At 61.2% G+C, this 26,432-nt stretch carries 27 protein-coding genes; 10 read left to right on the top strand and 17 right to left on the bottom strand.

The window, feature by feature from the left end:
* Position 1 precedes the first annotated feature (1 nt).
* Positions 2-2,206: a xanthine dehydrogenase family protein molybdopterin-binding subunit gene (locus NO934_RS16830; RefSeq protein WP_309161141.1), complete on the top strand. Its 2,205-nt coding sequence runs from the start codon at positions 2-4 to the stop codon at positions 2,204-2,206.
* A 249-nt stretch (positions 2,207-2,455) separates the two neighbouring features.
* On the opposite strand, the gene NO934_RS16825 is transcribed toward NO934_RS16830, so the two are convergent.
* A complete protein-coding gene (locus tag NO934_RS16825) occupies positions 2,456-2,731 on the bottom strand; it encodes a response regulator (RefSeq protein WP_309161140.1) in 276 nt (91 codons plus the stop codon).
* Positions 2,725-2,862: a hypothetical protein gene (locus NO934_RS16820; protein ID WP_309161139.1), complete on the bottom strand. Its 138-nt coding sequence runs from the start codon at positions 2,860-2,862 to the stop codon at positions 2,725-2,727. The genes NO934_RS16825 and NO934_RS16820 overlap by 7 nt, the downstream gene beginning before the upstream one ends.
* Before the next feature lie 127 nt (positions 2,863-2,989).
* Between NO934_RS16820 and NO934_RS16815 the strand changes: the two genes are divergently transcribed.
* Positions 2,990-3,424 carry a helix-turn-helix domain-containing protein gene (locus NO934_RS16815; RefSeq protein ID WP_309161138.1) on the top strand — a complete coding sequence of 145 codons (435 nt, stop codon included), beginning with the start codon at positions 2,990-2,992 and terminating at the stop codon, positions 3,422-3,424.
* 102 nt (positions 3,425-3,526) lie between these two features.
* On the opposite strand, the gene NO934_RS16810 is transcribed toward NO934_RS16815, so the two are convergent.
* The 7 genes from NO934_RS16810 to NO934_RS16780 are packed head-to-tail and all read right to left on the bottom strand — an operon-like array spanning position 3,527 to position 9,083.
* The gene (locus NO934_RS16810; RefSeq protein WP_309161137.1) at positions 3,527-4,480 is read right to left on the bottom strand and encodes an ABC transporter substrate-binding protein; all 954 of its coding nucleotides are present in this window, start codon (positions 4,478-4,480) and stop codon (positions 3,527-3,529) included.
* 39 nt (positions 4,481-4,519) lie between these two features.
* Positions 4,520-5,554, bottom strand: coding sequence for an ABC transporter permease (locus tag NO934_RS16805; protein WP_309161136.1), 1,035 nt, complete (start codon positions 5,552-5,554; stop codon positions 4,520-4,522).
* The gene (locus tag NO934_RS16800; protein WP_309161135.1) at positions 5,551-6,315 is read right to left on the bottom strand and encodes an ATP-binding cassette domain-containing protein; all 765 of its coding nucleotides are present in this window, start codon (positions 6,313-6,315) and stop codon (positions 5,551-5,553) included. The genes NO934_RS16805 and NO934_RS16800 overlap by 4 nt, the downstream gene beginning before the upstream one ends.
* Complete coding sequence (locus NO934_RS16795) at positions 6,312-6,611, bottom strand: hypothetical protein (RefSeq protein ID WP_309161134.1); 300 nt, start codon at positions 6,609-6,611, stop codon at positions 6,312-6,314. The genes NO934_RS16800 and NO934_RS16795 overlap by 4 nt, the downstream gene beginning before the upstream one ends.
* Positions 6,612-6,613: 2 nt before the next feature.
* On the bottom strand, positions 6,614-7,348 hold the full coding sequence (locus tag NO934_RS16790) for a hypothetical protein (protein WP_309161133.1): 735 nt from the start codon (positions 7,346-7,348) through the stop codon (positions 6,614-6,616).
* Positions 7,345-8,190, bottom strand: a complete 846-nt coding sequence (locus NO934_RS16785; protein WP_309161132.1) for a BtpA/SgcQ family protein — start codon at positions 8,188-8,190, stop codon at positions 7,345-7,347. Before NO934_RS16785 ends, NO934_RS16790 begins: the two co-directional genes overlap by 4 nt.
* Positions 8,187-9,083 (bottom strand): carbohydrate kinase family protein, encoded by an 897-nt coding sequence (locus tag NO934_RS16780; protein WP_309161131.1) that lies wholly within the window; start codon positions 9,081-9,083, stop codon positions 8,187-8,189. The genes NO934_RS16785 and NO934_RS16780 overlap by 4 nt, the downstream gene beginning before the upstream one ends.
* 203 nt (positions 9,084-9,286) lie before the next feature.
* On the opposite strand from NO934_RS16780, the gene NO934_RS16775 reads away from it, so the two are divergent.
* Positions 9,287-10,030, top strand: coding sequence for a GntR family transcriptional regulator (locus NO934_RS16775; protein WP_309161130.1), 744 nt, complete (start codon positions 9,287-9,289; stop codon positions 10,028-10,030).
* A 580-nt stretch (positions 10,031-10,610) separates the two neighbouring features.
* Here the strand turns inward: NO934_RS16775 and NO934_RS16770 are convergent.
* Positions 10,611-10,742, bottom strand: a complete 132-nt coding sequence (locus NO934_RS16770) for a carboxymuconolactone decarboxylase family protein (protein WP_309161129.1) — start codon at positions 10,740-10,742, stop codon at positions 10,611-10,613.
* Positions 10,743-10,867: 125 nt separating this feature from the next.
* Here NO934_RS16770 and NO934_RS16765 point away from each other — a divergent pair, with 125 nt between their 5' ends.
* Positions 10,868-11,620: a GntR family transcriptional regulator gene (locus tag NO934_RS16765; protein WP_309161128.1), complete on the top strand. Its 753-nt coding sequence runs from the start codon at positions 10,868-10,870 to the stop codon at positions 11,618-11,620.
* Positions 11,621-11,732: 112 nt separating this feature from the next.
* On the opposite strand, the gene NO934_RS16760 is transcribed toward NO934_RS16765, so the two are convergent.
* The gene (locus tag NO934_RS16760; RefSeq protein ID WP_309161127.1) at positions 11,733-13,004 is read right to left on the bottom strand and encodes an allantoate amidohydrolase; all 1,272 of its coding nucleotides are present in this window, start codon (positions 13,002-13,004) and stop codon (positions 11,733-11,735) included.
* A 49-nt stretch (positions 13,005-13,053) separates the two neighbouring features.
* On the bottom strand, positions 13,054-13,437 hold the full coding sequence (locus NO934_RS16755; RefSeq protein ID WP_309161126.1) for a Rid family hydrolase: 384 nt from the start codon (positions 13,435-13,437) through the stop codon (positions 13,054-13,056).
* A gap of 237 nt (positions 13,438-13,674) precedes the next feature.
* Between NO934_RS16755 and NO934_RS16750 the strand changes: the two genes are divergently transcribed.
* The 5 genes from NO934_RS16750 to NO934_RS16730 are packed head-to-tail and all read left to right on the top strand — an operon-like array spanning position 13,675 to position 17,543.
* Positions 13,675-14,460 (top strand): transporter substrate-binding domain-containing protein, encoded by a 786-nt coding sequence (locus tag NO934_RS16750; RefSeq protein ID WP_309161125.1) that lies wholly within the window; start codon positions 13,675-13,677, stop codon positions 14,458-14,460.
* Between the two features lie 57 nt (positions 14,461-14,517).
* The gene (locus NO934_RS16745) at positions 14,518-15,192 is read left to right on the top strand and encodes an amino acid ABC transporter permease (protein ID WP_309161124.1); all 675 of its coding nucleotides are present in this window, start codon (positions 14,518-14,520) and stop codon (positions 15,190-15,192) included.
* Entirely contained in the window at positions 15,185-15,844 is a 660-nt protein-coding gene (locus NO934_RS16740) for an amino acid ABC transporter permease (protein WP_309161123.1), read from the top strand. The genes NO934_RS16745 and NO934_RS16740 overlap by 8 nt, the downstream gene beginning before the upstream one ends.
* Complete coding sequence (locus NO934_RS16735) at positions 15,822-16,556, top strand: amino acid ABC transporter ATP-binding protein (protein WP_309161122.1); 735 nt, start codon at positions 15,822-15,824, stop codon at positions 16,554-16,556. The genes NO934_RS16740 and NO934_RS16735 overlap by 23 nt, the downstream gene beginning before the upstream one ends.
* Positions 16,557-16,583: 27 nt before the next feature.
* The gene (locus NO934_RS16730; RefSeq protein WP_309161121.1) at positions 16,584-17,543 is read left to right on the top strand and encodes an arginase family protein; all 960 of its coding nucleotides are present in this window, start codon (positions 16,584-16,586) and stop codon (positions 17,541-17,543) included.
* A 40-nt stretch (positions 17,544-17,583) separates the two neighbouring features.
* On the opposite strand, the gene NO934_RS16725 is transcribed toward NO934_RS16730, so the two are convergent.
* Genes NO934_RS16725 through NO934_RS16705 form a run of 5 tightly spaced genes read right to left on the bottom strand, consistent with a single transcriptional unit; the run spans position 17,584 to position 24,820 of the window.
* Entirely contained in the window at positions 17,584-18,945 is a 1,362-nt protein-coding gene (locus NO934_RS16725; RefSeq protein WP_309161120.1) for a M24 family metallopeptidase, read from the bottom strand.
* Between the two features lie 10 nt (positions 18,946-18,955).
* Positions 18,956-21,004, bottom strand: a complete 2,049-nt coding sequence (locus NO934_RS16720) for a GMC family oxidoreductase (RefSeq protein WP_309161119.1) — start codon at positions 21,002-21,004, stop codon at positions 18,956-18,958.
* A 3-nt stretch (positions 21,005-21,007) separates the two neighbouring features.
* A complete protein-coding gene (locus tag NO934_RS16715) occupies positions 21,008-22,099 on the bottom strand; it encodes a sn-glycerol-3-phosphate ABC transporter ATP-binding protein UgpC (RefSeq protein ID WP_309161118.1) in 1,092 nt (363 codons plus the stop codon).
* Positions 22,100-22,138: 39 nt separating this feature from the next.
* Complete coding sequence (locus tag NO934_RS16710; protein WP_309161117.1) at positions 22,139-23,632, bottom strand: M81 family metallopeptidase; 1,494 nt, start codon at positions 23,630-23,632, stop codon at positions 22,139-22,141.
* A gap of 27 nt (positions 23,633-23,659) precedes the next feature.
* Positions 23,660-24,820 carry an ROK family transcriptional regulator gene (locus tag NO934_RS16705; RefSeq protein ID WP_309161116.1) on the bottom strand — a complete coding sequence of 387 codons (1,161 nt, stop codon included), beginning with the start codon at positions 24,818-24,820 and terminating at the stop codon, positions 23,660-23,662.
* Between the two features lie 289 nt (positions 24,821-25,109).
* Here NO934_RS16705 and NO934_RS16700 point away from each other — a divergent pair, with 289 nt between their 5' ends.
* Positions 25,110-26,384 carry an ABC transporter substrate-binding protein gene (locus NO934_RS16700; protein WP_309161115.1) on the top strand — a complete coding sequence of 425 codons (1,275 nt, stop codon included), beginning with the start codon at positions 25,110-25,112 and terminating at the stop codon, positions 26,382-26,384.
* Positions 26,385-26,432: the final 48 nt, after the last annotated feature.

The raw sequence follows: 26,432 nt of genomic DNA, 5'->3' as shown, positions 1-26,432 counted from the left end.
GATGAACCAGATACCCGCAAAACCGCGCGGCCCCCTCAATGTTTCGCGCCGAAAATTTTTGCTCGGCGGTGCGGCGACCTTGGCCGTCGCCAGCACAGGTACAGGCCTGACACTGGCAACCTTTCTGCCCACCCGCGTTGCGCGCGCCCAGCAAGCCGGGGTCGATGTCGCTGCCTTCCTCGAACTGCTTCCCGATGGCACCGCCGTGTTCCAAAGCCCGTTCATCGAAGGTGGACAAGGCATCTATTCGGCCATGGCCCAGATCGTTGGGGAGGAACTCGACCTCGATCCGGCGCGGTTCATTGTCCAGGCCGCACCTTCAGGTGATCCGTTTGGCGTGATGGGCGGCATGCGCATAACAGGGGGCAGCTCATCGGTGCGTTCGAGCTACCAGGTGATGCGCCAGCTCGGCGCTTCGGCGCGCGCCATGCTGATCGAAGCTGCGGCCCAGGAATGGGACGTTGATGCCAGTGAATTGACCACCGAACCCGGTCTTATCATCCATGCGGCATCGGGGCGCGAGATTGCATATGGTGATCTGGCTGCGGCAGCTATGGACTTGCCGGTGCCCACCGAAGTGGCGCTCAAGGATCCCTCACAGTTTCGCTGGATCCGGCAGCCCCTCGCTCGCCTCGATGTGCGGGACAAGTCGACGGGGCGCGCCAATTTCAGCATCGACTTTCAGGTCGAGGATATGCTGACAGCAGCGGTCCAGCATGCGCCGCGTTTGGGGCTTGTGCCGGTCTCCATCACCAACCAGTCCGAAATCGAACAGATGCGCGGCGTGCATTCGGTGCACATGCTCGCGGGTGCGGTCGCCGTTGTTGCCGAAAAATTCTGGCAGGCTCGGCGCGCGGTCGAGGCTTGCGAGGTGGAATGGGAGCCAGGCGAATCCGGCGTTTCGATGCCGGAAGATTTCTCGTCACAGGCATTTCGTGCCACGCTGGCCGACGAGCCGGGACCTGGCACCGAAGTCGAGGCTGAAGGCGATGCCCTCGCTGTCCTCGAGACGGCCGAAACGGTGATCGAAGCAGCTTATGACGCGCCCTATCTCGCGCACGCCCAGCTCGAACCTCCTTCGGCCACGGCGCGCTTTAACGAAGATGGTACGCTCGATGTCTGGCTCCCCAACCAGGCTCCCGAGATGTTCCAGGGCGCCATTGCCGCGCAAGCGGGAATCGAGCCTGAGAACGTGCGGATTCACTCCCAAATGCTTGGCGGGTTCTTTGGCCGGCACTTCCTCTATGGAGCCGCCAATCCCTTTCCGCAGGCAATCGCACTGGCGCAAGCGATCGGTCGGCCGGTCAAGGTTCTCTGGACTCGTGAGGAGGAATTCCTGCGCGATGCCCTCCGCCCGATGGGATATGCCCGGTTCCGCGGGGCTGTCGATGAAAATGGCCCGGTCGCGTTGTCGATCGAGGTTGTGGGTGAAGGAGCGGCAAGCCGCTGGTTCGGGTCACCTCCTGATCAGGATGGTGGAGCTCACGAGGGACTGACCGCCAAGCCGTACGCCATTGCTGATCGACGCGTTGGACATGTGGTGGTGAAGACCCCTGCCGAGATTGGTTTCTGGCGTTCGGTCGGGCACTCCATGCACGACTATTTCTACGAATCCTTTCTCGACGAAATGGCGCAAGCAGCAGGTCTTGATCCCTTCGAGATGCGCATGAACCTGCTGTCGGAATCCGAACGGCACCGTAACCTGCTCGCTGCTGTCGGGGACCTCTCTGGCGGCTGGCAGCCAGGGCCCTACACCGCCGATGACGGCACCACGCGGGCTCGCGGCGTTGCCATGGCGTCTCCCTTCGGCAGCGAAGTGGCAACCATTGCGGAAGTTTCGGTGCTCAATGACAGCGTTCAGGTCCATCAGATCTGGGTGGCCATAGATCCTGGCCAGATCGTCAACCCCGCTGTCATCGAGGCGCAGGTCCAGTCGGCCGTGGCCCTTGGGGTATCACAGACCCTTGTCGAGGAACTCGTTTACGAGAATGGCCAGCCCACCGCTCGCAATTTCGGTCCTTATCAGATCCTGAGGCCCAGTCAGATGCCGCAGGTTCACGTCAAGATCATCGAAAGCGGTGCACCTATGGGCGGAATTGGCGAGCCCGGAGTTCCTGGTGTCCCGCCGGCTATCGTCAATGCCGTGGCGACGCTCACCGGGCAGCGCATACGTTCGCTTCCCCTTTCCAAGCACAGTTTCAGCTGATCGGGTGGGAAGGACGAATGACCCTCCTGCAGGATAATTCCTGCAGGATAACTCCTGCAGGAGAGCCGGGCTGGCGTCTAAGGCCGCGCAACCGTGAAACTCCGAGCATTCGGCGTCCAGGGGCAAGCCGACTACACATCAGACGATCTATTCCTCGCCGTGTTTTGGGCCTGATTCCTGTTAACTTTAACGCTTGACCTGAACCAATCCCTGGCTAAATCGCCCTTTGCATATTGAGCAACGACTGCTTCAAGTTGTCCTTGGGTGAAGGGCTTTGCGAGCCGAGGCAGGTCGGTGGTCCGACCCTGCGACATTGCTCGTTGCCAGAAGGATCGGCAGATCCTGCCATTCCTGCCTGATGCTGTCGACCAACTGCAGCCCGTCATCTTGGGCATCGCGTGATAGGGAATAACCAAGGGCGATGTCGGAGCGCGAGCGCAGCTTGCCCAGAGTGTCGCTGCCCGATGTGGCTGGCACCACCGTATGGCCGAGATCCTCGAGTATCGCGACAATGCCCATCAACACCAGCGGATCATGTCGATCGCCAGGATCGTCTGCAGTCCTGATCCGGTATGCGGCACCTCCGGCATGCCTTCGTGGCCTTGCTGATTTTCGACGGCTGCGAGGATGAGGACATTTCCACGGTCGTAGGTCACGGATCGATCGCCGTTACGCTCGACATCTACGGATATCTCTTCGACCTCAAGAAAAGCGGTTGGGAGACATGGCCAAGCGACGGCGACCCCGCCAACGATCCGGATACGGATGCCCTGGAGCTCGCTTATGATCCCCGTTGCCCCCTATGTCATCCGATTCACACCCGGTGAGGACGATCAGGTAGCGGCACGCCGGATCATGAAGGCCTTGATCGCAGCCGAAACCCGCCGACCGGAAACATCCGCTCTTCCCGGCCATGTGACCACAACTCTTCCACCGACACTAAACAAGTTGCTTCAGAACGTCTGCGCTGCCGTTGCCGACGGTGACGGGGTTTCGGTCATAGTGCTTGGGGATCGGGAATTGCTGCCGGTTCGGGATATCGCCGAAGTTCTCGGTTATGGTCCTTCCCAAATCACCCGCCTGCTGAAATCCGGCACTTTGCGTAAGCACAAGTACAACGCCGGAAGAAAGCGGCTCGTGCCCGCTTCGGCAATTGCCGAAAGATTGCAAGCGGCGCCTCGACAGAGGAAGCATCCTGCCGACCGCTCCCGAAAGTGACACCGCATCCGTGGATGCCAAGGCATCCCGCCAGGGTTGAGGACGAGGGCTGAGGAATTCCCCCCTGCCCTGGTCCATAGGTTTCTGGATTTGCCAGTTCTCTTACATACAGTCGGCGATATACTCGTACCGGTCGGCGAGATCCGGCTCGTCCGAGGTGATAGCAACGATCTCGGTCATGGTGACGAGCTCGACCTCCTCACCGGCGAAGAGACTCGCCGCGATATCCATGGCGACCTCGCCCTGCTGGCGCGGATTCTGCGCAATCAAGGCCTGGAGTTCGCCGTTCTTCAAGGCCGCAACCTGGGCACTGGCGGCGTCATAGGCCACCATCTTAACTTGGCCCACCGCCCCGGCCTGCCGCAGCCCGGTGATGGCGCCGATCGCCCCCTGATCATTGGTCGAGAAAATTCCGGCCAGATCGGGGTGGGCCGACAGCGTAGAGGTCACGATCTCGGCGGCGCGCTGGGGGTCGTTGGATTGATATTGCGCGCCGAGATATTCAATATCGGGATAGTTCTCGGCCAGCGCGGCCTCGAAACCGGCGGTACGGGCGTCTTGAGCTAGAGAGCCGGGCGGCTGGGTAATGACCAGCACCTTACCGCTGCCGCCGATCAGCTGGGCAAGCTGGTCGGCAGCCATGGCCCCACCTTCCTCATTATCGGTGAGGATCTGGGTTTCGAGGATGGAAACATCGGAGATCGTCTGGTCGACTGTCAAAACCTTGGTGCCGCGTTCGGCCAATTCCCGCATGGGTGCGATCAGCGCCTGCATGTCGGTGGGAACGATGGCGGCGACGTCTGGTCCACGTGCGGTCACGGCGTTGACCACCGGTATCTGGGCGTCCGCAGCAAACTGGTCCGCGGCCGAGACCGTGAGTGCGAGGCCAAGTTCGTCGGCGCGCGCCATGGCGCCGCACTGCATGGCTTGGTAGAAGGGGCTGCCGCTCGAGCCGAGCACAAGGTCGACTGTGCCCTCGTCCTGGGCTGTTGCTCCCACGGCCCCGAAACAAGTGAGGGCGAGGCCTGCCACGGCCAATCGAATTGGTTTTGTCATTACGCTTTTCTCCCTTTGAGTTGGCGGGACCGCTTCCGGCTAACCCCGCTTGCGCAGCCGTCGCTTGAGTTGATCGATCCAGACGGCGAGGATCAGGACGGCACCCATGGCTACGGTCTGCCAGAACGGCGGAATGCCAAGGATGACGAACCCGTTGAGCAGGATGATGGGAATGAAGACCCCTACTACGGTTCCGAACACGCTGCCCCGGCCGCCGAACAGGCTGGTGCCGCCCAGAACCACCGCCGAGATGGTGGCAAGGTTGTCCATGGTGTGGCCGTTGATGGTGGTGGTCGAAAAGCGTGCATTGGACATGACGGCGGCGATGCCGGCCATCAGCCCAGAAATAGCATAGACCTCGATCAGCCGACGCGTGGTGGGAATGCCGTTGCGGCGGCTGGCCTCCGCGTTCGAGCCCACAGCGAAGACGTGCATGCCGAAGCGAGTGAGGTGCAGGACGATCCCCGCCACGATCACCACCGCTGCCGCGATCAAAACCAGCATGGGGATGCCCAGCAGCCGGCCTGAACCGATCTGGGTGACGAGCAACTCGGGCATGGCGCGGACGTCGACCCCGCCCGAAAGGATCTGCGCGCCGCCCAAAGCCATCCCCATGCTGCCCAGCGTCACGATGAGCGGCGGAATCTTGGCAATGGCGACGAGGACGCCGTTGAGTGCCCCCCAAGCGGCCCCGACGGCAAGAGCAGCAAGCGTGCCGATGGCGATGACGTCCCAGCCCGCGTCCGTGGTCCCGTAGGTGGTGCCGTCGGCGCCCGAAAGCATGAGCATCAGCTTGGCCGACACCACCGAGGAAAACACCAGCACCGACCCTACCGAGAGGTCGATCCCCGAAGTCATGATCACATAGGTCTGCCCCACCGCAAGTACGAGCAGGATGGCCGCGTTGATCGCCAGTTGTTGGACGTTGTAGGCCGAACCGAACTGGGCCGGACGCAGGATGAGGAAGAAGGCGACAAGCCCCAGCAGCAAAAGGAAGATCCAGCCATTGGTGACCAGGCGCAGGAAGCGCTCCTCGGCGGTTTCGGTCTTGGTGATGGCAATATCGTTGCTCACGCGCTTTGCTCCCTGAGTTTGCCGCTCGTCATCTCGCGGACGAGGTCGTCCACCGTGGCGTCAGCTGCCTTGAGATCGGCCACCGTCTGGCCCAGCCGCAGCACCTGGATGCGGTCGGCGACTTCGAGCACTTGCGGCATGTTGTGGCTGATCAGCACCACCGAGGTGCCCTCGTCACGGATCCGGCGGCACAGCTCCAGGACGCGCTGGGTCTGTACCACGCCGAGCGCGGCGGTTGGCTCGTCGAGGATGACGAGCTTGCGTGCCCACATGGCCGCCCGGGCGATGGCCACGGACTGACGCTGGCCGCCGGAGAGCGAATCGATCGAGACGCGATGGGATTTGAGCTGCACACCCAGTCGTGCGAACTGCTCGACCGACCGCCGTTGCATCTCTCCCCGGTCGAGGAAGCCGAACCGACTCCAAAAGCCTTTCCGCAGCACTTCGCGGCCCAGAAAGAGATTGTCAGACGGCGTCAGGTCAGCAGCCAGCGCCAGATCCTGGTAGACGGTCGCGATCCCGGCCGCCTGAGCGTCCGTGGGCGAGGAAAAGCTCTCCGGTCGACCCTCGACAAAAATCGTGCCTTCGTTGGGCCGATCGGCCCCGGCGAGTATCTTGACCAGCGTCGACTTGCCCGCGCCGTTGTCTCCGATCAGCGCCACGATCTCTCCGGACATCACCTTGAAATCGGCACCATCGAGCGCCCGGACATGACCGAAGGTTCTCCTGATGCCCCGGGCGTCGAGTAGCGGCGCGGTCATGAGCCCGCTTCCAGGCCGATATTGTTGGAAAAGGCGAAAAACTGGTTGTAGCGCGCCGCGCAGAGCTCTGACCAGTATTCGAAGATGGCGCCTGTCTCCGGGAAGCGCCAGATCTCAACTTCCTGGAAATCGTGCTGGCCGCGAATGTGGAAACGGCCCTGGAAGGCGGCGCCCTTGTCTTGAGCGGAGGCACGCACTATCTCCCAATTCCTTTCGAGCGCCTCTTTTTGCTCTTGGTCGAGCCCGTACCAATGGGGCCGTGGGCGACAATAGTGGATCCAGATGGAATCGGTCATTTTCAGAACTGCCTCGGAGCAATCAGGGTTTCGATCGGCGCGATGCGGCCAACGATGTGGCGTGACGTTGTGAACTTGAAATCGGCCACCGCCTCATGGCTGCGAATGGCGGCGTCGGCGGTATCGGGGCCATCGATCTCCCAGGCGCCCAGATGATGCCAACCATGCGACCAATCCATGCGGTGGCGGCCGGCGATGTTGACGCCCAAGGCCAAGTCACCCTTGAAGGCGATATCGCATTCGAGATCGTATTCAGTGCGCGCGGCTTCCGATGCCTCGCACCACTGGTCGTTCCATTCCCAAAGGGCCAGAAACGCCCAGTCGTGATCGGTCAAGCTGCCCTTGCCCATGACGGGGGCAAACTCCTTGATCCCGATAAGCCATTCGGTGCGGAATATTCTGGCCCAGCCCGCCTTCTCCAGCCTGATCGTGCCCCGGAGCGCTGCCTCAGGATCGGGGGCTTCGAAGACACCGGCCACGTCGTGGCCATGGGCAAAGCCGGTCGCAAGAGCGCACGGGGCGTTGGGGGCCTCGGAATCGAAGACCTTCCGCAAGGTAAGTGTCCAGCCCTCCTCGGCGAGTCGGTCGAGTTCGGAGAGGATGGTATCCCGCTCAGCAGGTCCATAGGTTCCTGGGAGATCGTCGTGCCGCGTACTCATGAACATCACCGAAGCGCGCGACTTGGCGCTGGAAACATCGGCGGTAAAGACGTCGGTATCCCCGGTCAGGCTTGTCATAACCGTTCCTTTTCGACCGCGTTCATCAACTGCTCGACACGGTGAGGATCGACCGGGTTCCACCATTTGGCATCGTGCTTGAGCCACTGACCGACGATCGCCCCATCCGCCGCCGCCATGAGCGCGGGTACCTGTTCGGGGGAAAGCCCCGAGCCCACAATCACCGGCAGGTTAGTGCCAGCGCGCACTTCAGCCACCTCCTCGGGGCGGGTGGGCGAACCGGTGCGGGTGCCCGTGGCGATCAGGACGTCGGCGTCGAACCATTCAGCGTCCGTCGCCTGCTCGGCGATCGAACGGTCGGCGGTGATCGCGTGGGCGCCGAACTTTACGTGAACATCCGCGAAGATCGAGACGTCCTTGGCCCCGATCTGCGCGCGATAGCGCATGGCAAGGGCAGCAGGGCCGTTGAGGAAACCTTCATTGGCCACGTAGGCATTGACCCACTGATTGACACGCACCCAGCGCGCGCCAACCGCCTTGGCGACGGCCAGGCCCGGAATGGCGCCGTTGGCCACGCAAGTGATGCCAATGGGGGTATCAACCGCGCCGCGGATTTCCTGACACACCGCACTCAGTGCCGCAACGGTCTCGTAGCCGATATTCTCGGGGCGCGAGAAGGGCATGTCGCCGGCGTTCTCGACCATAATGCCATCGATGCCGCCCTGGGATAGAGTGCGAGCATCGGCTAGTGCGGCGGCGATGATCCCCGCCATGCTCTCACCTTCGTAGCGCGGCGCTCCCGGCAAGGCGCGCAGGTGGATTACGCCAATGATCGGCTTCTTGCGTTTGAAATGGACATCCAGCGCGTTGTCTTTCGCCGGCATCACGATGGGCGGAGTCATTGGACCTCTTCTTGCTCGTAAAGGGATTGGAGTTCGGTCGCGGTGGGGTAGGCCGTCTGGGCGCCAAACCTGCCGCACGAGATCGTCGCCGCGCGCACCGCGCGTTTCAGGCTGACCGCTGCATCGAGACCGGCCTCAAGGCCGGCCAGAAGCCAACCCGCCAGGCAGTCACCAGCTCCGGTCGTATCGAGAATGGGCAGGCCAGACGGCGGTGGCGCGGAAACAACGTTCCCGGCTGAATGAAATTCGGCCCCAGCCGCGCCGCGCGTCCTGACAATGGCGTGCGCGCCCATGGCGAAAAGCCTTTCAACGGCATTGCCTCCAATGGCCTGGGCGGCACGATCGTTGACGAACAGAATCCGCGCGCCATCGATCATCTTGGCAAGACTATTGATGCCGGACGCGAAGCTCGCCGGCTCCAGATCGATAGACCAAGCGCGGCCGGATGCCCGGGCGCGGTCTATCAGGACTTCGGCCGCAGGCCCAAAACAAGCAGTGTGGACGTGGCGTACCCCGGTAAGATCGGAGGAACCAACGACGTCCGGCGAGGGATAGAGTGAGACGCCGGGATAAAGCAGAAGCCGCTTTTCACCATGCGGCTCGAGAAGGGTAACCACGCGGCACAGCTTGCCGGGACTTTCGGCCGCGAGGAGAGTCAGCTCCTCCTGACACAGCACTTCCCGAACATAGGTGGAAGCATGATCGCTGCCCAACTGCACGAGAAGACAGGCCCGCCCCCCTGCGCGCGCGAAAGCCACCGCCGTATTGGCGACGACACCACCCACGCTCTCTTCGGACCCGATGCAATGCACCTTTTCGTCTAGGTCGGGCACGTGGGACATCGCAAGGCTCAGATCGAGACTCACATCGCCGACAAAAAGCGTCGCGTTCATCGTTCCCCCTTCCTGGTTCCGACATTTGGTAACAATGTAATGACATTAGGGTCAATCGGAATTTGCCTACATTTTCTAACTTGACCACACCCTGCTCATTCCCTGTGCATTTTGCCAGAACTTTCATCAGAGAAATGGCCATAACTTGCCCAAACTGACCCGAACGTGTATGCCTGCATTTTGTAATGACATTGCAGGCGAGAATGAGCTGGGAAACGGCATCGCTGGCGCCTGAAGGGGCGCCGAAATGGTTCCAGATCGCTGAAATCCTCAGACGATCGATCGCCAGAGGCGAGTTCTCGCCCGGCGATATCATGCCCACCGAAGCACGCCTCAACGAAACCTTTGGCATCAGCCGCACGACGGCGCGGGCAGCGCTCAACCGGCTGGTCCAAGACGGCCTTCTGATCCGGCGACCAGGTGTGGGGTCCGTGGTCCTTGCCCCTAAAGTCGACCAACCCGTCAGCCAGATCCGTGGCTTTACCGAAGACATGCTCAGCCGGGGTCTCGTCCCGTCCTTTACGGTTCTCGAATGCGGTTGGGAGACCGCGACCGGCGAGGCTGCGCATGCCTTGGGGCTGGCCAGTTCCGACAAACCGTTTAAATCGGTCCGTTTGCTCAAGGCAAACGACCGTCTCATTGGCCATTCGGCTTCGTGGATTCGCCCCGATATCTTTGGCGATATCCCGACGCCAACCAGGGACATTCTGGCCACGGGCTCCCTTTATTCGTGGCTGCGGCACAATATCGGCATTGAGATTTCTGGCGGCGTAGAATTCATCGAGGCGCAAGCCGCTGACCCCACGACAGCCGCCCAACTCGAAATCGAACCCGGCACGGCGGTTCTGGTCATAACCCGCATTGCGAAAGCCACCAGCGGCCTTCCTGTGGAATTCGCTACGGTGATCTACAGATCGGACCGGTACAGGTTCAGGGTCGAGTTATAGCCCTCCCGTACATGCTTCAGAGGGGCTGACAGGCCCGTCAAGATTAGCTAAACACCCCGAAACGATGGACTTTGCGCGTCTGTGATCTAAAGCGAACGTGTCTGCAGCGTTTGGGAGGATCGCGACGGCTTCGATCTCGACTTTGGCCCCATGGGCAGGGCGGCCACCCGGTAGGTCGCTCGAGCCGGGGACGGAGCGGAAAACGCGGCGGCGTAGATTTCATTTGAGCTACTTCATTGCCGGAAGATCGGTCACCCAATGGGCTCAACTATCGCCCTAATATTTTCGAGCACCTGAGCATTTGCGCGTCGGCGCGGCGCGCTTGACTGTAGGCCCAATGGCAGCCGGTGCGTGGGGGTTGAAACTTTCATGCTCGATCCTTTGATCAATAGTTTAGTGGGAATGGCCCAACGTGTGCATGGGCCGGTTGGCCCGTATTGCGGAGAGTTTCGATGTGCTCGGGGTTGCCGATAGTGATGTGATCGATGGCACTTCGCAATAATCGCGCGGCCCCTGGGGCTGCGGGCTCGTGCAGTCCGAACCGGTAGATGCGTTCTATAGTTTCGATGTTGCCGGACAGTTAGATGAAGCGCCGCGCGTGTACCGAGGCGCAGTAAAGACAGCCATCAATGCACGAAGCGATTAATGCCCCTAGTTCGCGTTCCGCCCTATCGAGACGACCTTCGACATAAAGAGCTTGATGGGGTGACATAAGAATCAGGGTCGCGTGCCAAAGTGCGCACGTAGGACAATCACCTCAAAGCTTGATTGTCACTAACCGGCGCGTTAATCGAAAGTTGTCATGACGTCATGGCGGTTTACAAGTAGGGCAGGATCATGGCCTGGCACGACGCGCGTATCGAAAAAGGTCCGGTGCCGATCTGGTTTCAGATCTCCAACATACTGCGATCCTCTATTTCAGCCGGAGAGTTCAAAGAGGGAGACAAGCTTCCCTCCGAGGGCGACCTCAACAGTGTCTTCGGCGTTAGCCGCACAACCGCTCGCGCTGCACTGAACAAGCTCGAGAACGAAGGACTGATCTTCAGGCAGTCCGGACGCGGATCAATCGTTGTCACTGCCAAGGTCGACCAACCGCTCAATGTTCTTTCCGGTTTTGCTGACGACATGCGTCGTCGCGGCATCGAGCCCGGATATAAGACACTGCTTTTCGGCTTTTCAGAACCCGACGAGGAAGTAGTTCGCGCGCTTGAACTCCATGGAGACCGCCGCGCCTTCAGGACGTGCCGCCTCCTGCTTGCCGACGGGCGCCCGATCGGTGTCACCACCTCCTGGATACCGGCGGCCGTTATGGGTGAAGTTGCACCTCCCGACCTGAATTATCTGAATTCCAATTCGCTGTACCTGTGGCTGGCCGAACAGTGCGGGGTGCTGCTAAGCGGGGGGCGCGAATATATAGAGGCGGCCTGCGCTGACGTCGAAACGGCCGAACTCCTTGAGATGTCCGTCGGCGATCCCACCCTTGTTGCTCGGCGCCTTGTGCGCGATCAGCGCAGCCTGCCAGCCGAATACGCGGTCAACCATTACCGTGCCGACCGCTATCGCTACTGGATAGACCTCGAAATGGGCTGACGCTCGCACCGAGAAAGCTTCGCATATACTGTTCGTCGGCGATGTCAGCAGGCGGAACCGAATCGATTCCGATAGGGTCGAATTGGCTCGGTTGGCAATTTGAGAGCACCCACTACTCCGATCGAAAGTTCGCGATCACGTGGTCGAGCACATCAATTGCCTCAGCTATGTCCTCGTCGCTGGCATGCTCGGCCGGGTTGTGGCTGATGCCTTGGCGGCACCGTACGAACACCATACCAAATGGTGCCAGCTCGCTCATCGCGATCCCGTCGTGTCCCGCCCCGCTCTGTAGCAGGCGGGGCGGGTGTCCATTGGCTTCCAGTGCCGCGCTGATCTGATTCACGATGCCCTGCGCGCATGCCTTGGCGTCCGAGCAGCGGCGCACGACCTCAGATATCATCACCCCGCGACGCGCAGCGATGGCCGTAAACCGGGCAAGGAGCTGTTCAAACGCGGCGGCAAGCGCATCATTGTCCTGATCGCGAACGTCGATCGAAAAGCGCACTTTGCCCGGCACCACATTACCCGCATTGGTGCGGCTCTGCACCAGGCCGACGGTGCCCACGATTCCGGCATCGGTGGCAATCTGCTCCACGGCGAGAATACACTCGGCGGCGGCGGCCATCGCGTCGCGGCGCCCCTGCATGGGCAGGGTACCGGCATGCCCCGCGATACCCTCAACATCGAACTGAGCCCGTATTGAACCGGAGATGGCAGTAACACAGCCTAGGGCTAGCCCTTCGCGCTCAAGGACCGGTCCCTGCTCGATGTGAACTTCTATATAAGCGAGCGGCGGCGCGCCGCGCCGGGACGCCGTCCCGATCCGATCAGGCGGCAGCCCGATCGCCTCAAGCGCGCGGGCTATCGTGATCCCCTCAGAATCCTTGATGTCGAGGTGTTCCGCAAGCACCTGCCCGGAAAGCGCCCGACTTCCCAAATAACTGCCGCCGAAGCGCACCCCCTCTTCGTCCCAGAACCCCACAACCTCCAGCGAGAATGGAAGGCGCAGTCCCGCACGCCTGAGGTTGTCGACCGCCTCAATCCCGATCATCACGCCCAAAGGTCCATCAAATCGACCAGCATCCTGGACAGTATCCAGATGAGACCCGATCATAAGGGCTGGCGCGTCCGGTGTTTCACCTTCGTAGCGCCCAATGATATTACCTACTGCATCGATCTGGACGGTAAGCCCGGCCTCTTCCATCCATGACGCAACGAGCGTGTTTGCAGCAATGTGCTCTGGGGTGAGGAACAATCGCGTGATCCCCCCCGCTTGGCTGCTGATTGCCGCGAGTTCGCGGAGCCGCCGCGACAGCCGCGCAGCGCGGTCGGAAAGAGCCAGCGGCTCACGGAGCGATGTCAATGGCGTGTCCTTTTTTTCCATGGAAAAGCTGCGCGATGGGCCGAGCCAATGTCGACCCATCGCAAGCCAATCAGGGCGCTGGATAGTCGGCCGGCAGCGCTGCAGTGATGATAATTTCCACCTGATCGCCTTCTGGCATGACCGACTGGACGAATGAGCGCACCGGCCCATAACCGTCAGGCATCCATTCGGACCATACCTTGTCAAATGCCGGTTTCTGATCGTGATCGGTCACCACCACTTCGGCCTTGACGATTCGCGTGCGATCGAGCCCAGCCTCCCTAAGGTAGCCGTCAATGACCTCTAGCGCGCCGGCGGCCTGCTCGGGCAGCCCCACGCTTGTATCGCGCGAGGTTGCCACTGCCCACATGAAGCCACCCCCTTCCGGCAAATGATAGAATGCGACTTTGGATTTGGTGGGCATGTCCGCGATCGGCACGCGTCTGATGGTCATCTTAAGCTCCCGTCTCTTTCGTTCGATGGAATCCTAGCGACACTTCGCAAGGCACGATCTGAACCATAAGGGGACAACGATGGAACGTCATTACTTTTCGTCTGGTCACGGGCGAAAAAATGTGCATTCTTAATTTGTGCGCATTATTTTAGCATAATCAAGGGCTCTGCGGGTGCCGGGGCTCCATCAGCATCTCGCCGGCAAGCAGGCCTGGCCAAGGGGAAGCGGAGAACAGAAATGAAGTCCAAATTGATCGGGGTAATTGTGGGTGTAGGCATCGCCTCCATTGCGGTTTCGCAAGCGGCAGCGCGCTCACTGGATGAGATTACTGAATCAGGCGTTATCCGCGTCGCCGTTCCGCAGGATGGCCCTCCCTTCGGGATGACCGACGCCAATCTTGAACTAGTCGGATATGATATCGACATGGCCCGTCTCGTCGCGGAAAGCCTAGGTGTCGATCTGGAAATGACCTCGGTCATCGGCGCCAATCGCGTGCCCTACCTTACGAGTGGCCGCGTCGATATCGTCATCTCCAGTCTGGGTCGTAATCCCGAGCGGGCCGAGGTGATCGACTTCTCCGAGCAGGCTTACGCCCCCTTTTTTAGTGGCGTCTTTGGCCCCGCCGATCTCGAGGTAGATTCGGTCGAAGACCTCGCGGGCATGACGGTTTCGGTGGCGCGCGGGTCCATCGAGGATCTCGAAATCACCGAGATGGCACTCGAAAGCACCGAAATCCGCCGCTTCGAAGATGGAAGTACCACGATGGCTGCTTTTCTTTCCGGGCAGGTTGATGCCGTGGTTACGGCCAATGTGGTTGCGGCGACGGTACTTGAAACCGACCCCGAGCGCCGTCCCGAAACCCTGTTCGTTATCGCCGATTCGCCCTGCTATATCGGCCTTCCCAAAGGCGAGCCTGAACTGCAGGCCAGGATTGATGAGATCATTGTTGCCGCCAAGGCCGATGGCACTCTCAACGCCATGTCCGAACGCTGGTTCTACCAGCCGATACCCGAAAATCTCTAGTGCCGCACCAGCGCCCTGGCCAACCCACGGCGGGGCGCCAGCCTATTGGGGCCAAGGATGAACTACGTATTTGACTATGGGTGGGTGATCCCCTACGCGCCTATGCTGCTGGCGGGGGTGCTCGTCACAATTGGTCTTTCACTGCTGGGCACTCTGGGCGGAATAGCCCTCGGCCTGGGATGCGCCTGGACGCTGAGCTGGGGGCCTGGTCGAGCCCGACCCGTTGTCCATGCCTATGTCGAGGTCATCCGCAATACCCCGTTCCTGATCCAGCTGTTTTTCATCTATTTTGGATTGCCCGAACTGGGCATTCGCGTCTCGGCTTTCACAGCGGCCATCGCCACCACCGTGCTGAACGTCGGCGCTTACTCATGCGAAATCGTCCGCGCCGGCATCCAGGCAACCCCTCGCGGGCAGGTGGAGGCAGGCACCAGCCTAGCGATGTCGCGCACCGAGGTCTTCCGCCACATCATCCTCTTTCCCGCACTTGAGCGGATTTGGCCGGCCCTTTCCTCACAATTCGTTATCGTCATGCTGGGCACCTCGGTCGTTTCCCAGATCGCGGTCGAGGACATCACCTTCGTCGCCAACTTCATCCAGTCGCGAAACTTCCGCTCGTTCGAAACCTTCTTTGTCTCCCTATTCATCTACCTCGCGCTGGCCGCCATCATGCGGGGGTTGCTCGATCTTTTAGGGCGTAGGATTTTCCCGCGGAGGTATGCCCGTGACTGACCTGACCACCTGGGACATCCTGCGCAACTTGGCGCTGTCCACCCGCTGGACCATCCTGCTCTCGCTCATCTCTTTTGTCGGCGGCGGCGTCTTGGCGCTTCTGCTTCTGCCGCTGCGCACCAGTTCGATCAAAGCGCTCAACGTCATAAGCCGCGCCTATGTTGATCTTTTTCAGGGCACGCCGCTTTTGATCCAGCTTTTCGTCCTGTTCTTCGGATTGCCCCTGATCGGGATTGATACGTCGGCTTGGCTGGCCGCCATCCTGGGGCTTTCGCTTTGGACCGCCGCATTCCTCACCGAAATCTGGAAGGGATGCGTACAGTCGGTTCACAAGGGCCAGTGGGAGGCGTCCGCGAGCCTGGGCATGAGCTATCTCGAGCAGATGCGCTACATCATCCTGCCCCAAGCCTTCGTCATCGCCATCCCGCCCACCGTCGGGTTTATGGTCCAGATTATCAAGGCGACGGCCATCACCTCGATCATAGGGTTCATCGAGGTGTCCCGCGCCGGCGGGATGATGGCAAACGTCACCTTCCAGCCCTTTCTCGTCTACGGAATTGTCGCCACAATCTATTTCATCCTGTGTTGGCCACTCTCCCAGGGAAGCCGCAATCTCGAGAGGAAACTCAATGTCGCTCATCGAAATCAATGATGTTCACAAGAGTTTTGGTCCCGTCCAAGTCCTCAAGGGTATCGACATCGCGATCGAACGCGGAGAAGTGCTCGCCATCATCGGCAAAAGCGGTTCGGGCAAGAGCACGCTCTTGCGGTGTATCAATGGGCTCGAGACTATCGACGAGGGGTCCGTCACCATTGGCGGCGAGCACTTGCACGAAACGGCGGCCGACCTGCGCCGCTTGCGGCTCAAGGTTGGGATGATCTTCCAGCAGTTCAACCTGTTTCCTCATCTGACAGCAGGACGCAACGTCATGCTCGCTCAGACCGTCGTCAAGAAAGTTCCCGAGGAGGAGGCCCGCAGGGTCGCCGAGGAAATGCTTGCAAGCGTAGGTCTTTCGGACAAGTTCGATGCCTATCCAGATAAACTCTCGGGCGGCCAGCAGCAGCGCGTCGCCATCGCCCGGTCGCTGGCCATGAAGCCAGTAGCTCTGCTTTGCGATGAGATCACCTCGGCGCTCGACCCCGAGCTGGTCGGTGAGGTGCTCGCGGTGGTGAGAACTTTGGCCGGCAAAGGCATGACCCTCGCCATGGTCACCCACGAAATGCAGTTCGCCCGCGAGGTCTGCGACCGCGTGATCTTTATGCATGAGGGCCGGGTGCACGAGATGGGAACGCCCGACACTGTGTTCGGCAGCCCCCGCACTCCCGAATTACGTCAGTTCCTGGGCGTCGCCCTCGCCGCCTGAACCCTCCCTATGCCATGGACGAACAAAATGACCGCTCTGTCCACGCCGCCTCCTAGGGCGTTCCAGACCTTCCTCGACATGCCCCTGGTCGACCCCACCCAAGAGATCAACGCCGACTTCGTCTTTATTGGCATGCCTTATGGCGATGCCTATTCTTTCGAGGAGATCGTCAACGAACAGAGCCGCGCCCCTGCCGCCGTGCGGCGCGCTTCTCAGCGCCTCACGCAAAGCCTCGATCGTTATGATTTCGACATCGGCGGCACCGTTTTCAATGGCAAGCCCGTTCGTCTGTGCGATGCCGGTGACGTCTTCGGCGACCGGACCGACCTTGCCAGTCACTATACTCGGTTAGAAACATTGGCCCGGCGTGTTCTTTCGGCCGGCGCTTTTCCCATCACCATGGGCGGCGATCACGGCATCCCAATTCCCATTTTTAGGGCTTTGGCCGATCACGGGCCGGTCACCCTTGTCCATGTCGATGCCCATCTCGATTGGCGCGATGCGTTCTGCGAAAAGTTTGAAGGGCTTTCGAGCACCATCCGCCGCGCGTCCGAATTGCCGCATATAGATGGGATTTACCAGCTTGGTATCCGCGGACAGGGCAGCGCCCGACCCGGGGAGGTCGCTGCAGCGCTCGACTATGGCGCCCACATCGTCACCATGGCGGAGTGGGAGCGGCTCGGCACACAGGCTCTGCTCGATATCATGCCGATGGGGGGCAATTTCTACATCACAATCGATGCGGACGGGCTGGATCCCGCTGTTATGCCCGCAGTCAGCAACCCCCAGCCCGGCGGCGTCACCTATCGTCAAATTATCGATCTGATCAGGGGCCTGACGCAGAGGGGGCGCCTGCTCGGCATGGATATCGTCGAAATTGCTCCGGCCAAGGATGTCAACGAACTCACCGCACTTACGGCCGGCCACATCATTCTCAACGCCATTGGCGCAGTCGTACGCTCGCCCTATGGACGCTGGGCACTCTAGCGTGGAGGCGGGCGACAACAAGTATCGCCCGCGCTCTGGCTCAGCTGTTCACGAGCACCCTATCCGCCGCCAGCCACAAGGGGGGCAGATAGAGCGGAATGTTGGAGAGCGGCAGGATCGATTCCTTGAGCGACACTCCAATTTCATCGCGCATGAAGGCGCGCCGTTTGGCGATGCGCTCCCAGGTCTTTGGATGCTTGGCAGCTAATTCATCCCGCAGTTTCGAATCGGCAAAGGCCACTGCGTCCTCGCAGTTGAGCGCGGTGCCAACCGGGGTTGGCGTGGGAATGACATCGACCTGAAAGACCATCCCTGAGCTGATCGCGTCGGTTGATCCCGGCCGCACCGGTGAATGACTCCATTCGTCGTAACTGACCAGATGGCCGGGGTTGAGCGCCGATTTAAGCCCGCCCTGGGCCAACCTTTCAGTCACCGCATCGTATAGTGCCCCACCGGTCACGCCGATATCGGCCGTGTCGTACCATTTGACCAGCGCATCGAAATAGCGGCCTGCCACGGCGACGAAATCCTCGTTGTCATCGTCAAGCAGGCCTGCCCGCGAGGAGAGCCCGCCCCAGTATCCAACAGCTGTCGTTACCCCGTCGCCCTTTTCGAGCACGCGCGAGGTGGCGCTGTTGAGGCCATGGATCTGATGGCCGCGGTTGCCTGAAGCAAACATCGAATGCGCGCTCAGCGGCTCGCCCGCATAGGTAAAGTTTGCCGCCGCCTCGATCTCGCGCTGGCCCGGCCGCGCCTGCGTGAGCACCGACCATACCGCTGCCGAGGCACGCGCCGAAGCCCATTCGAACGCTGCGATCTGGTCTGCGTCGACAATCGAGCGCAACCCGTCGCGCGGGTTCATCACCATCGCCGTTTCATCGGACAGCCCCTCGGCGCCACCGACGAGCCGCGCCAGAATCGAGACCATGTAGTGGGGCACGATGAAACCCGGGGTTTCACCCTCCCATTCCTGGCTGCCCAGGTACTTCCAGCCCACGATCCCGACGGTGTCGCCCACCTTAAGCCCAACGTCGCGCAGCACCCCCTCAAGGCTGGGCTTGCGGCTGCGGTCCTGGCCCATAAGGCTCAGTGTCTGAGCGAGAACTGTTTCGAGCTCGGGCAGCGGGGAAATCGCCGTGAAGCTTTCGGACTCGTTGCCCGTTATCACCACCCGGCGGCCATCAGGACCCAGCAACAGGATAGCTTCCTCAAAGCGCGGGTCGAACCCGGTGAAATGGAGGATGTTGGCGTTGTGCTCGCGGTCGGCGTAGACGAACAGCCATGTCTTGCCGGCGCGCGCATAGGCTGCGTCACACCGAGCGTCGAGGGTTTGAGCCGGGATTTGCGGACGCTCCAGCGGTGTGCCGAAATCGGGAAGGGTGACTGCTTTGAGCTCGCTCATGATTGACTCGCTATAGGGTTGAAAGGATGTGATCGGCGCTGCGGAAGGCGAGCGCCATGACCGTGAGGACGGGGTTGAACCCGCCATTCGTCGGATGCAGCGATGCATCGGCAACAAAGACATTGTCATGCCCCCAGACCCGGCCGAACGGATCGGTGACCGAATGCGCCGGATCATCGCCCATCCGGCATGTTCCGGCCTGATGCTGGTAAGCCGAGAGCCTGGGCGCGGGTACGTGCCCCCAGACCTTGGTCGCTCCGGACGCAACCAGCCATTCACATGCCCGCTCAAGCAGGAAATGGGTCGTCCTCTGCGTCTCGGGATGAACGACGCCAGAAAGGCGGGCCACCGGACGCCCCCATTTGTCGGTCAGTGTAGGGTCAAGTTCCACCCTGCATTGGGGCGAAGGAACTTCATGGACCGGACCCTTGACCTGCGTCACCCGTCGGTAGCTGTGTCGCATGAAATCGTGGGGCGCCTGGCCCCAGCGGGGTAGATCCGGCGGCAGGGCTTGATCCCAGAAGATCGCAGGCGGGATGATGAAATCGTCGGCCAGCATCGCCCCGCCCACGATGCCCGGATTGTCATGGGCGTAGGCCGTCGTCGCGATGGTGACGCCCGGCCCGCGCTCTGCATAGACCTCATCGTCAAAGAGCCCGAACGCGGTGGGATAGGTGTGCCCCTGGAGGTGGCGCCCGAGATGACCGGACTCATTGGCGAGATTCGAAAGCATCAAAAGCCGTGCGGTTTCGATAGCGCCAGCCGAAAGCACCACGATATCGGCGCCGATCTCACGACGCTCTATCTCTCCGGCATCATCCCAGGCCATCGCCACTCCCGCTACGCGCCCATTGGATGCCGTCAGCACCTTCTCGACGGTCGTTTCGGCGACAAGGGTGAGATTGCCCGTCGCCAGGGCGCGCGGAAGGACGGTGTTTTGCGTGCCGTTTTTGCCGTCCGAAGGACAGGCGAAACCGACGCAGCTTCCGCACTCCATGCAGGCAGCCCGGCCAGCCCGCGGCACGGAATTGACCAGCACCGGCGGCGGGAAGGTCTCAAGCCCCAGGGCTTGGCCGCCGCGTTCGAGCACCCGCGCACTTGCGTATCGCGGCAGCGGCGGCATCGGCAGGTTTCGGCGCCGCTTGGACTCGTGCGGCATGGCGCCCTGTGGGCCGCACACCCCGATCTCGTGCTCGGCCATCTCGTACCAGGGTTCGAGATCATCATATCCGATGGGCCAATCGACGAGGGACGAGCCATCAGGTACGCCGTATTTGCTGGCCATGCGGAAGTCGTCGGGATGAAAGCGCCAGGCCAGCCCGCCATAGATCAGCGTGCCGCTGCCAACGCAGGCCGCATTGTTGCCGAACTCGACGGTGTGGGGCTCGACAAGGGCTTCGCTGCCGTCGGGCCGGACCAGGACCCGCAGACCATCTTCTCGGTCGGGCCCGGTGTTGTGGCCGTAAACCGGGTGGCGATGATTGCGCAGATGATCGCGATGGCCGCTGTTATGGTAGTCTAGGCGCCGACCGCGCTCGACGAGCAAAACCTTGCGTCCTGCGAGGGCCAACTGTGCAGCGACGATGCTCCCCCCTGCCCCGGCACCGACAATGATGGCGTCGTATCGAGCCGCCAGCTCCCGTTCGGGCTCGGGAAAGGGTTCCTTTCGCGATGGACCATCAGGCCCTTCAGGTAGGCCATGGCGATATCCCACCTCTCTCCAAGATTTAGCGCCAGGGTTTCCGCCGTTGCCGGGATTGGCATAGATCGCTTCGGCGACCCAACGCGTCAGCATAACAAACCACTTCTGGTTGGCCACGGCACCGACCAGTTCGGTAAGCGCCCGGTCGTCGATATCGGCGAAAGGAACGCGCGCGGCCCGAAGCGAAGCCTCGGAAAGGTGGACCAACCCTTCCTCCACGGCCGGCAACCAATTGGCTCCTTCCGCGGCAAGCCGTGCTTCAACATAGCCGATCGCATTCATGGAGACCGCGCCAAGCACCGGATCGGGAGCTATGGCCGCGAGAACGCGGATCAGATCCTGCCGGCTGACCACCATATCTTATCCCAGAACCGCGTCCGTTTTCGGATCGAGCAGATGCACCTTGGCCATGTCGACGGCGAGCTTGAGCGAAGCGCCGGCATTCAGTCCGGGCATCGGCAGCAGACGAGCCACTGCATCGGTCCCGTTCATGCGGAAATGGACCAGCGTATCCATGCCCAGGGGCTCGACGAGCGTAGCGACGATATCGAGAGTATTGGCGGCGCTTTCGGCTGGTGCACTGAAATGTTCGGGACGGATACCGATCAGCATCTGCGCGCCAACATGGGGCGCAAACAGAGCCCTGCGGCTGTCGGGCACCGCAAGGCTCTGGCCATCGGGGAGCTTGAGGACGAGTTCGCTCCCGCCTGCTTCGATAGTCACTGAAAAGAAATTCATGCCCGGCGAACCGATAAAGCCGGCCACAAAGCGCGTGGCGGGACGCTGGTAAAGCTCTTCGGGCGCGGCAACCTGTTCGATACGCCCCTTGTTCATCACCACGACCCGGTCGGCCAGGGTCATCGCTTCGATCTGGTCATGGGTGACATAGATCGTTGTGGTCGGGATGCGGGCGTGTAGCTCCTTGATCTCTGTGCGCATCTGGACGCGCAGCTTGGCATCGAGATTGGAAAGAGGCTCATCGAACAGGAAGACGGCTGGATTGCGGATTAACGCCCGCCCCATGGCGACACGCTGGCGCTGGCCGCCCGAGAGCTGGCGCGGTTTGCGGTCGAGATATTGCTCGAGCCCCAGGATCTCCGCGGTGCGCTTGAGGCGAGATTCGATATCGGCCTTGGGCACCTTGCGCAGCTTCAATCCGAAAACGATGTTCTCGGCAACGCTCAGATGCGGATAGAGCGCGTAATTCTGGAACACCATGGCAATGTCGCGCTCGCCGGGCTGGAGCTCGTTGACCCTGCGTCCGCCGATGGCGACCTCACCGCCGGTGACTGTCTCCAGACCCGCGATCATCCGCAACGTCGTCGACTTACCGCACCCGGAGGGGCCGACAAGGACGATGAATTCCCCATCGGCGATCTCGAGATCGATGCCGTGAACGGTTTTAAGGCCGTCATAGGCCTTTTCAACCTTTCCGAGCGTTACGCTGGCCATGTGGGCTCCTTTCAATCGCGTGTCGTGTCCGCAGCCGGTTCAGTCGGCATCGCCGTAGAGCGAGGCGGCGGCGGACCAGTCGAAATCCTTGTCGAGCGGCCAGGTCGGCCGCGGCAGGCGGTTCCATTCGAGCCGGGTCATGTCGAGCTGTGACGTCCCGTCACTGAGCAGCAGGATATGACGCGCCGCTATGTCTTCGAGCTGGGGATGCAGATAGCCGAGCTTGACCACATAGGCCTTGTGCGCCAGCGGATCGATATCCATGGCCCGGAAATGCTGCGGCGTGGTGATCCCGATCGGTTGGGCGTGGAAGGTCGCGACGACGTCGCCGATTCGCACCTTGGCCCATGCCGCTTCCCGGGAGCGATAGGGCTGGAAGCCGCCCAGTTCGAGCCAGTCGCCTCCGCCCTCGACCACGGCTTTCACCTTGCGCTTTGTCCTAGGTCGGGAAAGATGCTCGGCACCGAGCTCGATCTCAACCTCCGCTCCTATCCCCGCGGCCAAAAGCTGGCGCACGGTTTCCGGCGCGGTGATCCCGGCGACAATGATATCTGAGCCCTCCGGCAGGTCTAGAGCTGCCTGGAGAACGGTCGTCAATTCGCCGCCGGCGCCGGCCGTGGTGTTATCACCTGAATCGGAAACATAAACCGGTCGCTCGGGCGCGGTTAGAGCCCGCTCCAACCCCTCCCCCACTTCGGCGGTTTCCATGTTGAGCACAAATTGCGAGTGTGCAGCCCAGATCTTTTCTGCCAGCCTGATCGCCTGCTCCCGGGCCAGCCCGGCATCGTCCTCGGCGACCGCGAAGGCGGTCACCGCCGTCCAGGGGCGGTCGTTCCAGGCGAAACCAACCAAGATGTTGGCCTCCATCATTCCCGACACGGCGTCGAACTCGGCAAGGCTTCCATAGAGCGTGCGGCCGGGCTCCTGAGTGGTAACCGCCGTTTCGCCCGGCACGAGGATGGGGATAGTGACCGCGGCCTTTTTGGGCTTGAGCCCCCTTTTGATGACGTCGATGAGTTGGTGGGCGGCACGATATCCGGTTTCGCGGTCATCGCGGTGAGGCGCGGTACGCAGCACCGAGAACACCGTTCCCGCCTCCAGCAGCGGTGGCGTCATATCGCCGTGCAAGTCGAGCGAAACGCCAATCGGCACTTCAGACCCCACCGCTTCGCGGATGGCGCACACGAAGTCGGCATCAGCATCGCTGTCCAGTCCATCCACTTCCAGCGCGCCATGATTGACGACCAGAACACCCTCGAAGGGCCCTTCACTTTGAAGGAGCGACAAGGTCTTGTTCTTGACCATCTCGTAGGCGTCCGCCGTCATCGGGCCGCCGGGAAGCGCTGTTGCCCAGTAGAGGGGCACCGCATTCCAGCCGGGTTCCTCCGCCAGCCGCGCCAGCATACCGCGCACCATCCACAGATCGCCATTGAGCATCTGTTCTGCGGAATATTCCTGGAGCGCCTCTATCCCCGTAGGAATGGGCGAAGCGAGCATGATTTCGATGGACAGGCCGACGATGGCGATGCGCATTGGTATACCTAAGCTAGAAGACTGTTTTCACTGCAGAACATGCGAGCCATCGAGGCCCGTGATGCCGTCGAGGGCGATGGCGACGCCACCGAGCAGTGGCATGCCTTCCGATATTTCCGAGAACCTCACGGTGCTGCGCGAATACATCGCCGGATGGGCCAGCCGCAGCAGGGCACGTTCCATGGCCGCCGACACATAGGGTTGGGCCAGCGCGATATCGCCGCCCAAAAGAACAACGGGGGGATTGAAGACGTTGATGAGGCTCGAAACCGCAGACCCCAGCACCTCTCCGGCATGGTCGAGGACATTGAGGACAATTTCGTCACCCGCCTCGGCGCCTTGGAGGATCGATGCAAAACCGTTCGGCACCCTGCCGCCCAGCCTTTCGATCTCCTGGACTAGCGCCGGTTCGGAGAGGTAGGCGGAAAGGCACCCCGAGGCGCCGCAGGAACAAAACCGCCCCTGCGGGACGATCTTGATGTGCCCCAGTTCCCCGGCCAAGCCATCGGCTCCGCCGTAAACTTCGCCATCAAGAAAAAGCGCGCCACCGACGCCCGAGCCCGAGAATAGATAGAGAAAATCATCGATGTCGGTGCAGGCGCCGAACATGCGTTCGGCCATGGCGGCCGCCTTGCCGTCATTGCCAACGAAAATCGAGGCTTCGGTGACCCCGTCAAGTAGGCCGCGCATGTCTACGTCGCGCCAGCCGAGTACAGGAACGTGGACCAGCGTGCCGTCTCGCTTGACCAGACCTGGTAGCGATACGCCCACGCCCATGACCGGCGCGCTCGAGCCCGAGGCGGCAATCACGGCGTCTATGCCCGCCTTCACATAGGTCGCGATGCCATCAAGGGCCCCGCTAAACGGTTCGATCCGGGACGCCATGACCGATCCGTCAAGCCCGCAGGCGACAAAGCCGACAGCGCCGGCCTCAACTTGAACCCCCACCAGAAGCCCTGAATTGCGGGAGATATGCAGTCCTTCCGACGGACGGCCCCGTCGATTGGCCCCCGGCTTTGACTGACGTTCGATGAGCCCCATCTCGGCGAAGCGGGATACGATCGAGGAGACTGTCGATTTGTCGAACCCGGTGCGCTCTATGATCTCGCGCTGCGAGATCGAGGGCTCGAGCCTGATGCGATGGAAGATCGCGTTGGCATGAAAGCGTCGCAGATACGAGCGGTTCATCGGCGCCCCCAATTTGTCTGTACTAAAGAAAAATTATGCACCGTTCATCACCCGCGTCAAGTGCACGCCGATAGCCCGATGGGGAGTCAAATTGGACAGACGCCAGCAATTTCGCTTAACCAACAGTTTTTGCTTACATAATTTAAGTCAGCCAGATTGCCCAATTTTCCATCATTCATGTGGAGTGCACAAGGGATTGACATCTAACCTTGGGTTGGCGCAGAATTTTTCTTGTACGCAGATTATTAGAGGGTCTGCAGAGGGAAGTTCAGGCTGCAAAGGTTGGAAAATGAAAAAGACAGGATTGGTGAGCGTCATCGCCGCTGCGGCGCTGGCCTCGGCCGGCGCTCACGCGCAGGAAACCTATGAGATTTGGCACTACTATGCCGCCGGCTCGGAACTCGCCGGCATGGAAGCGCTCATCGCCAACGGCAACGAGGCCGCTCAAAACGCTCAGTTCACGGGCGTGATCATCCCCGGCAATGTGGTGGAACTGCGCCGCCAACTCCAGACGGCGTTTCTGGGTGGCCAGCCGCCCGCCGCCTACCAGAGCTCCATGGCCTTCGAGCTCAAGGCCTTCGTGGATGGCGGCCGGCTCCACCCGTTGACCGACGTTTGGGAAGAGATCGGTGGCGACGAGATTTTCCCTGAAGGCGTTCAACGTGTCGTAAAGGTCGACGGTGTGCCCTATGGCGTTCCCTTCGATCTCTCGCTGATCAACAACGTATTCTACAACACCGCCATCTTTGAAGAGCTCGGCCTTGAGCCTCCCGCCGACTGGGACAGCTTCATGCAAACCTGCACCGCGCTCTCGGAGGCCGGATATCAGCCTCTCGGTAATGCGGGCGGCACCTTCTGGAGCCTTTACAATTTCTATGCCCCTCTGGTTTCTGTCCTTGGCGAGGACGGCTATTATCAACTCGCCAGCGGCGAACTCGGTTTTGACAGCCCTGAGTTTTCCGAAGCGCTCGACCTTTACCGCGACATGATGGTCTCGTGCTACGCCGACAACTGGAGTGGCAAGACCTGGACCCAGACCGCCGACGACGTGGTCAACGGCGATACCGGCATGTTCATGATGGGTATCTGGGTGGCCGCCTACTTCGAACAGGCCGGCTTCACGGCTGGCGAGGAATTCGACGTTTTCCAGGCACCCGGCACCATCGGTAAATCCATCTTCCAAATGGATGTGCTCGCCGTTCCCGCCGGCTCGGAAGCCGGGATTGCTGCGGCCGAGGACTTCATTGTCACCGCAGCTTCACCCGAAGGCCAAGCTGCCTTCGCGGTCCCCAAAGGCTCGCTTGCTCCCAATATCAACGTCGATCCTTCGGTATACGGCTATGCCGGCGCCAAGTTTGCCGAGCAGTTCGCCCAAGCCTCGGCCGCAAACGCCGTTCTGCCCAATCTGTTCTTTCTGCTGCCCACGGCGGTCGGCACGGAATTGGGGGTGCAGATCGAGCGGTTCGCCATCGATCCGTCCGATACGGTCAAGGCCGAACTGATTGCCACGCTCGAAAGCCTGCGCCAGCAGGCGCTCGCCGAAGACGCCTTCATCGCCTGGTAAATCACGCCCTGGAGCGGTCTCTTTCGGCCGCTCCTTCATTTCTTCATG

The organism is Pelagibacterium sp. H642 (genome assembly GCF_031202855.1).
Taxonomy (GTDB): domain Bacteria; phylum Pseudomonadota; class Alphaproteobacteria; order Rhizobiales; family Devosiaceae; genus Pelagibacterium.
This window is presented reverse-complemented; position numbering and strand designations above follow the sequence as displayed.

Excerpts from the sequence above, each read along its gene's own strand:
- NO934_RS16830 (WP_309161141.1), top strand. The coding sequence starts at position 2 with ATGAACCAGATACCCGCAAAACCGCGCGGCCCCCTCAATGTTTCGCGC.
- NO934_RS16815 (WP_309161138.1), top strand. The coding sequence starts at position 2,990 with ATGATCCCCGTTGCCCCCTATGTCATCCGATTCACACCCGGTGAGGAC.
- NO934_RS16810 (WP_309161137.1), bottom strand. The coding sequence starts at position 4,480 with ATGACAAAACCAATTCGATTGGCCGTGGCAGGCCTCGCCCTCACTTGT.
- NO934_RS16800 (WP_309161135.1), bottom strand. The coding sequence starts at position 6,315 with ATGACCGCGCCGCTACTCGACGCCCGGGGCATCAGGAGAACCTTCGGT.
- NO934_RS16795 (WP_309161134.1), bottom strand. The coding sequence starts at position 6,611 with ATGACCGATTCCATCTGGATCCACTATTGTCGCCCACGGCCCCATTGG.
- NO934_RS16790 (WP_309161133.1), bottom strand. The coding sequence starts at position 7,348 with ATGACAAGCCTGACCGGGGATACCGACGTCTTTACCGCCGATGTTTCC.
- NO934_RS16785 (WP_309161132.1), bottom strand. The coding sequence starts at position 8,190 with ATGACTCCGCCCATCGTGATGCCGGCGAAAGACAACGCGCTGGATGTC.
- NO934_RS16780 (WP_309161131.1), bottom strand. The coding sequence starts at position 9,083 with ATGAACGCGACGCTTTTTGTCGGCGATGTGAGTCTCGATCTGAGCCTT.
- NO934_RS16775 (WP_309161130.1), top strand. The coding sequence starts at position 9,287 with ATGAGCTGGGAAACGGCATCGCTGGCGCCTGAAGGGGCGCCGAAATGG.
- NO934_RS16770 (WP_309161129.1), bottom strand. The coding sequence starts at position 10,742 with ATGTCACCCCATCAAGCTCTTTATGTCGAAGGTCGTCTCGATAGGGCG.
- NO934_RS16765 (WP_309161128.1), top strand. The coding sequence starts at position 10,868 with ATGGCCTGGCACGACGCGCGTATCGAAAAAGGTCCGGTGCCGATCTGG.
- NO934_RS16760 (WP_309161127.1), bottom strand. The coding sequence starts at position 13,004 with ATGGAAAAAAAGGACACGCCATTGACATCGCTCCGTGAGCCGCTGGCT.
- NO934_RS16755 (WP_309161126.1), bottom strand. The coding sequence starts at position 13,437 with ATGACCATCAGACGCGTGCCGATCGCGGACATGCCCACCAAATCCAAA.
- NO934_RS16750 (WP_309161125.1), top strand. The coding sequence starts at position 13,675 with ATGAAGTCCAAATTGATCGGGGTAATTGTGGGTGTAGGCATCGCCTCC.
- NO934_RS16745 (WP_309161124.1), top strand. The coding sequence starts at position 14,518 with ATGAACTACGTATTTGACTATGGGTGGGTGATCCCCTACGCGCCTATG.
- NO934_RS16735 (WP_309161122.1), top strand. The coding sequence starts at position 15,822 with ATGTCGCTCATCGAAATCAATGATGTTCACAAGAGTTTTGGTCCCGTC.
- NO934_RS16730 (WP_309161121.1), top strand. The coding sequence starts at position 16,584 with ATGACCGCTCTGTCCACGCCGCCTCCTAGGGCGTTCCAGACCTTCCTC.
- NO934_RS16725 (WP_309161120.1), bottom strand. The coding sequence starts at position 18,945 with ATGAGCGAGCTCAAAGCAGTCACCCTTCCCGATTTCGGCACACCGCTG.
- NO934_RS16720 (WP_309161119.1), bottom strand. The coding sequence starts at position 21,004 with ATGGTGGTCAGCCGGCAGGATCTGATCCGCGTTCTCGCGGCCATAGCT.
- NO934_RS16715 (WP_309161118.1), bottom strand. The coding sequence starts at position 22,099 with ATGGCCAGCGTAACGCTCGGAAAGGTTGAAAAGGCCTATGACGGCCTT.
- NO934_RS16710 (WP_309161117.1), bottom strand. The coding sequence starts at position 23,632 with ATGCGCATCGCCATCGTCGGCCTGTCCATCGAAATCATGCTCGCTTCG.
- NO934_RS16705 (WP_309161116.1), bottom strand. The coding sequence starts at position 24,820 with ATGAACCGCTCGTATCTGCGACGCTTTCATGCCAACGCGATCTTCCAT.
- NO934_RS16700 (WP_309161115.1), top strand. The coding sequence starts at position 25,110 with ATGAAAAAGACAGGATTGGTGAGCGTCATCGCCGCTGCGGCGCTGGCC.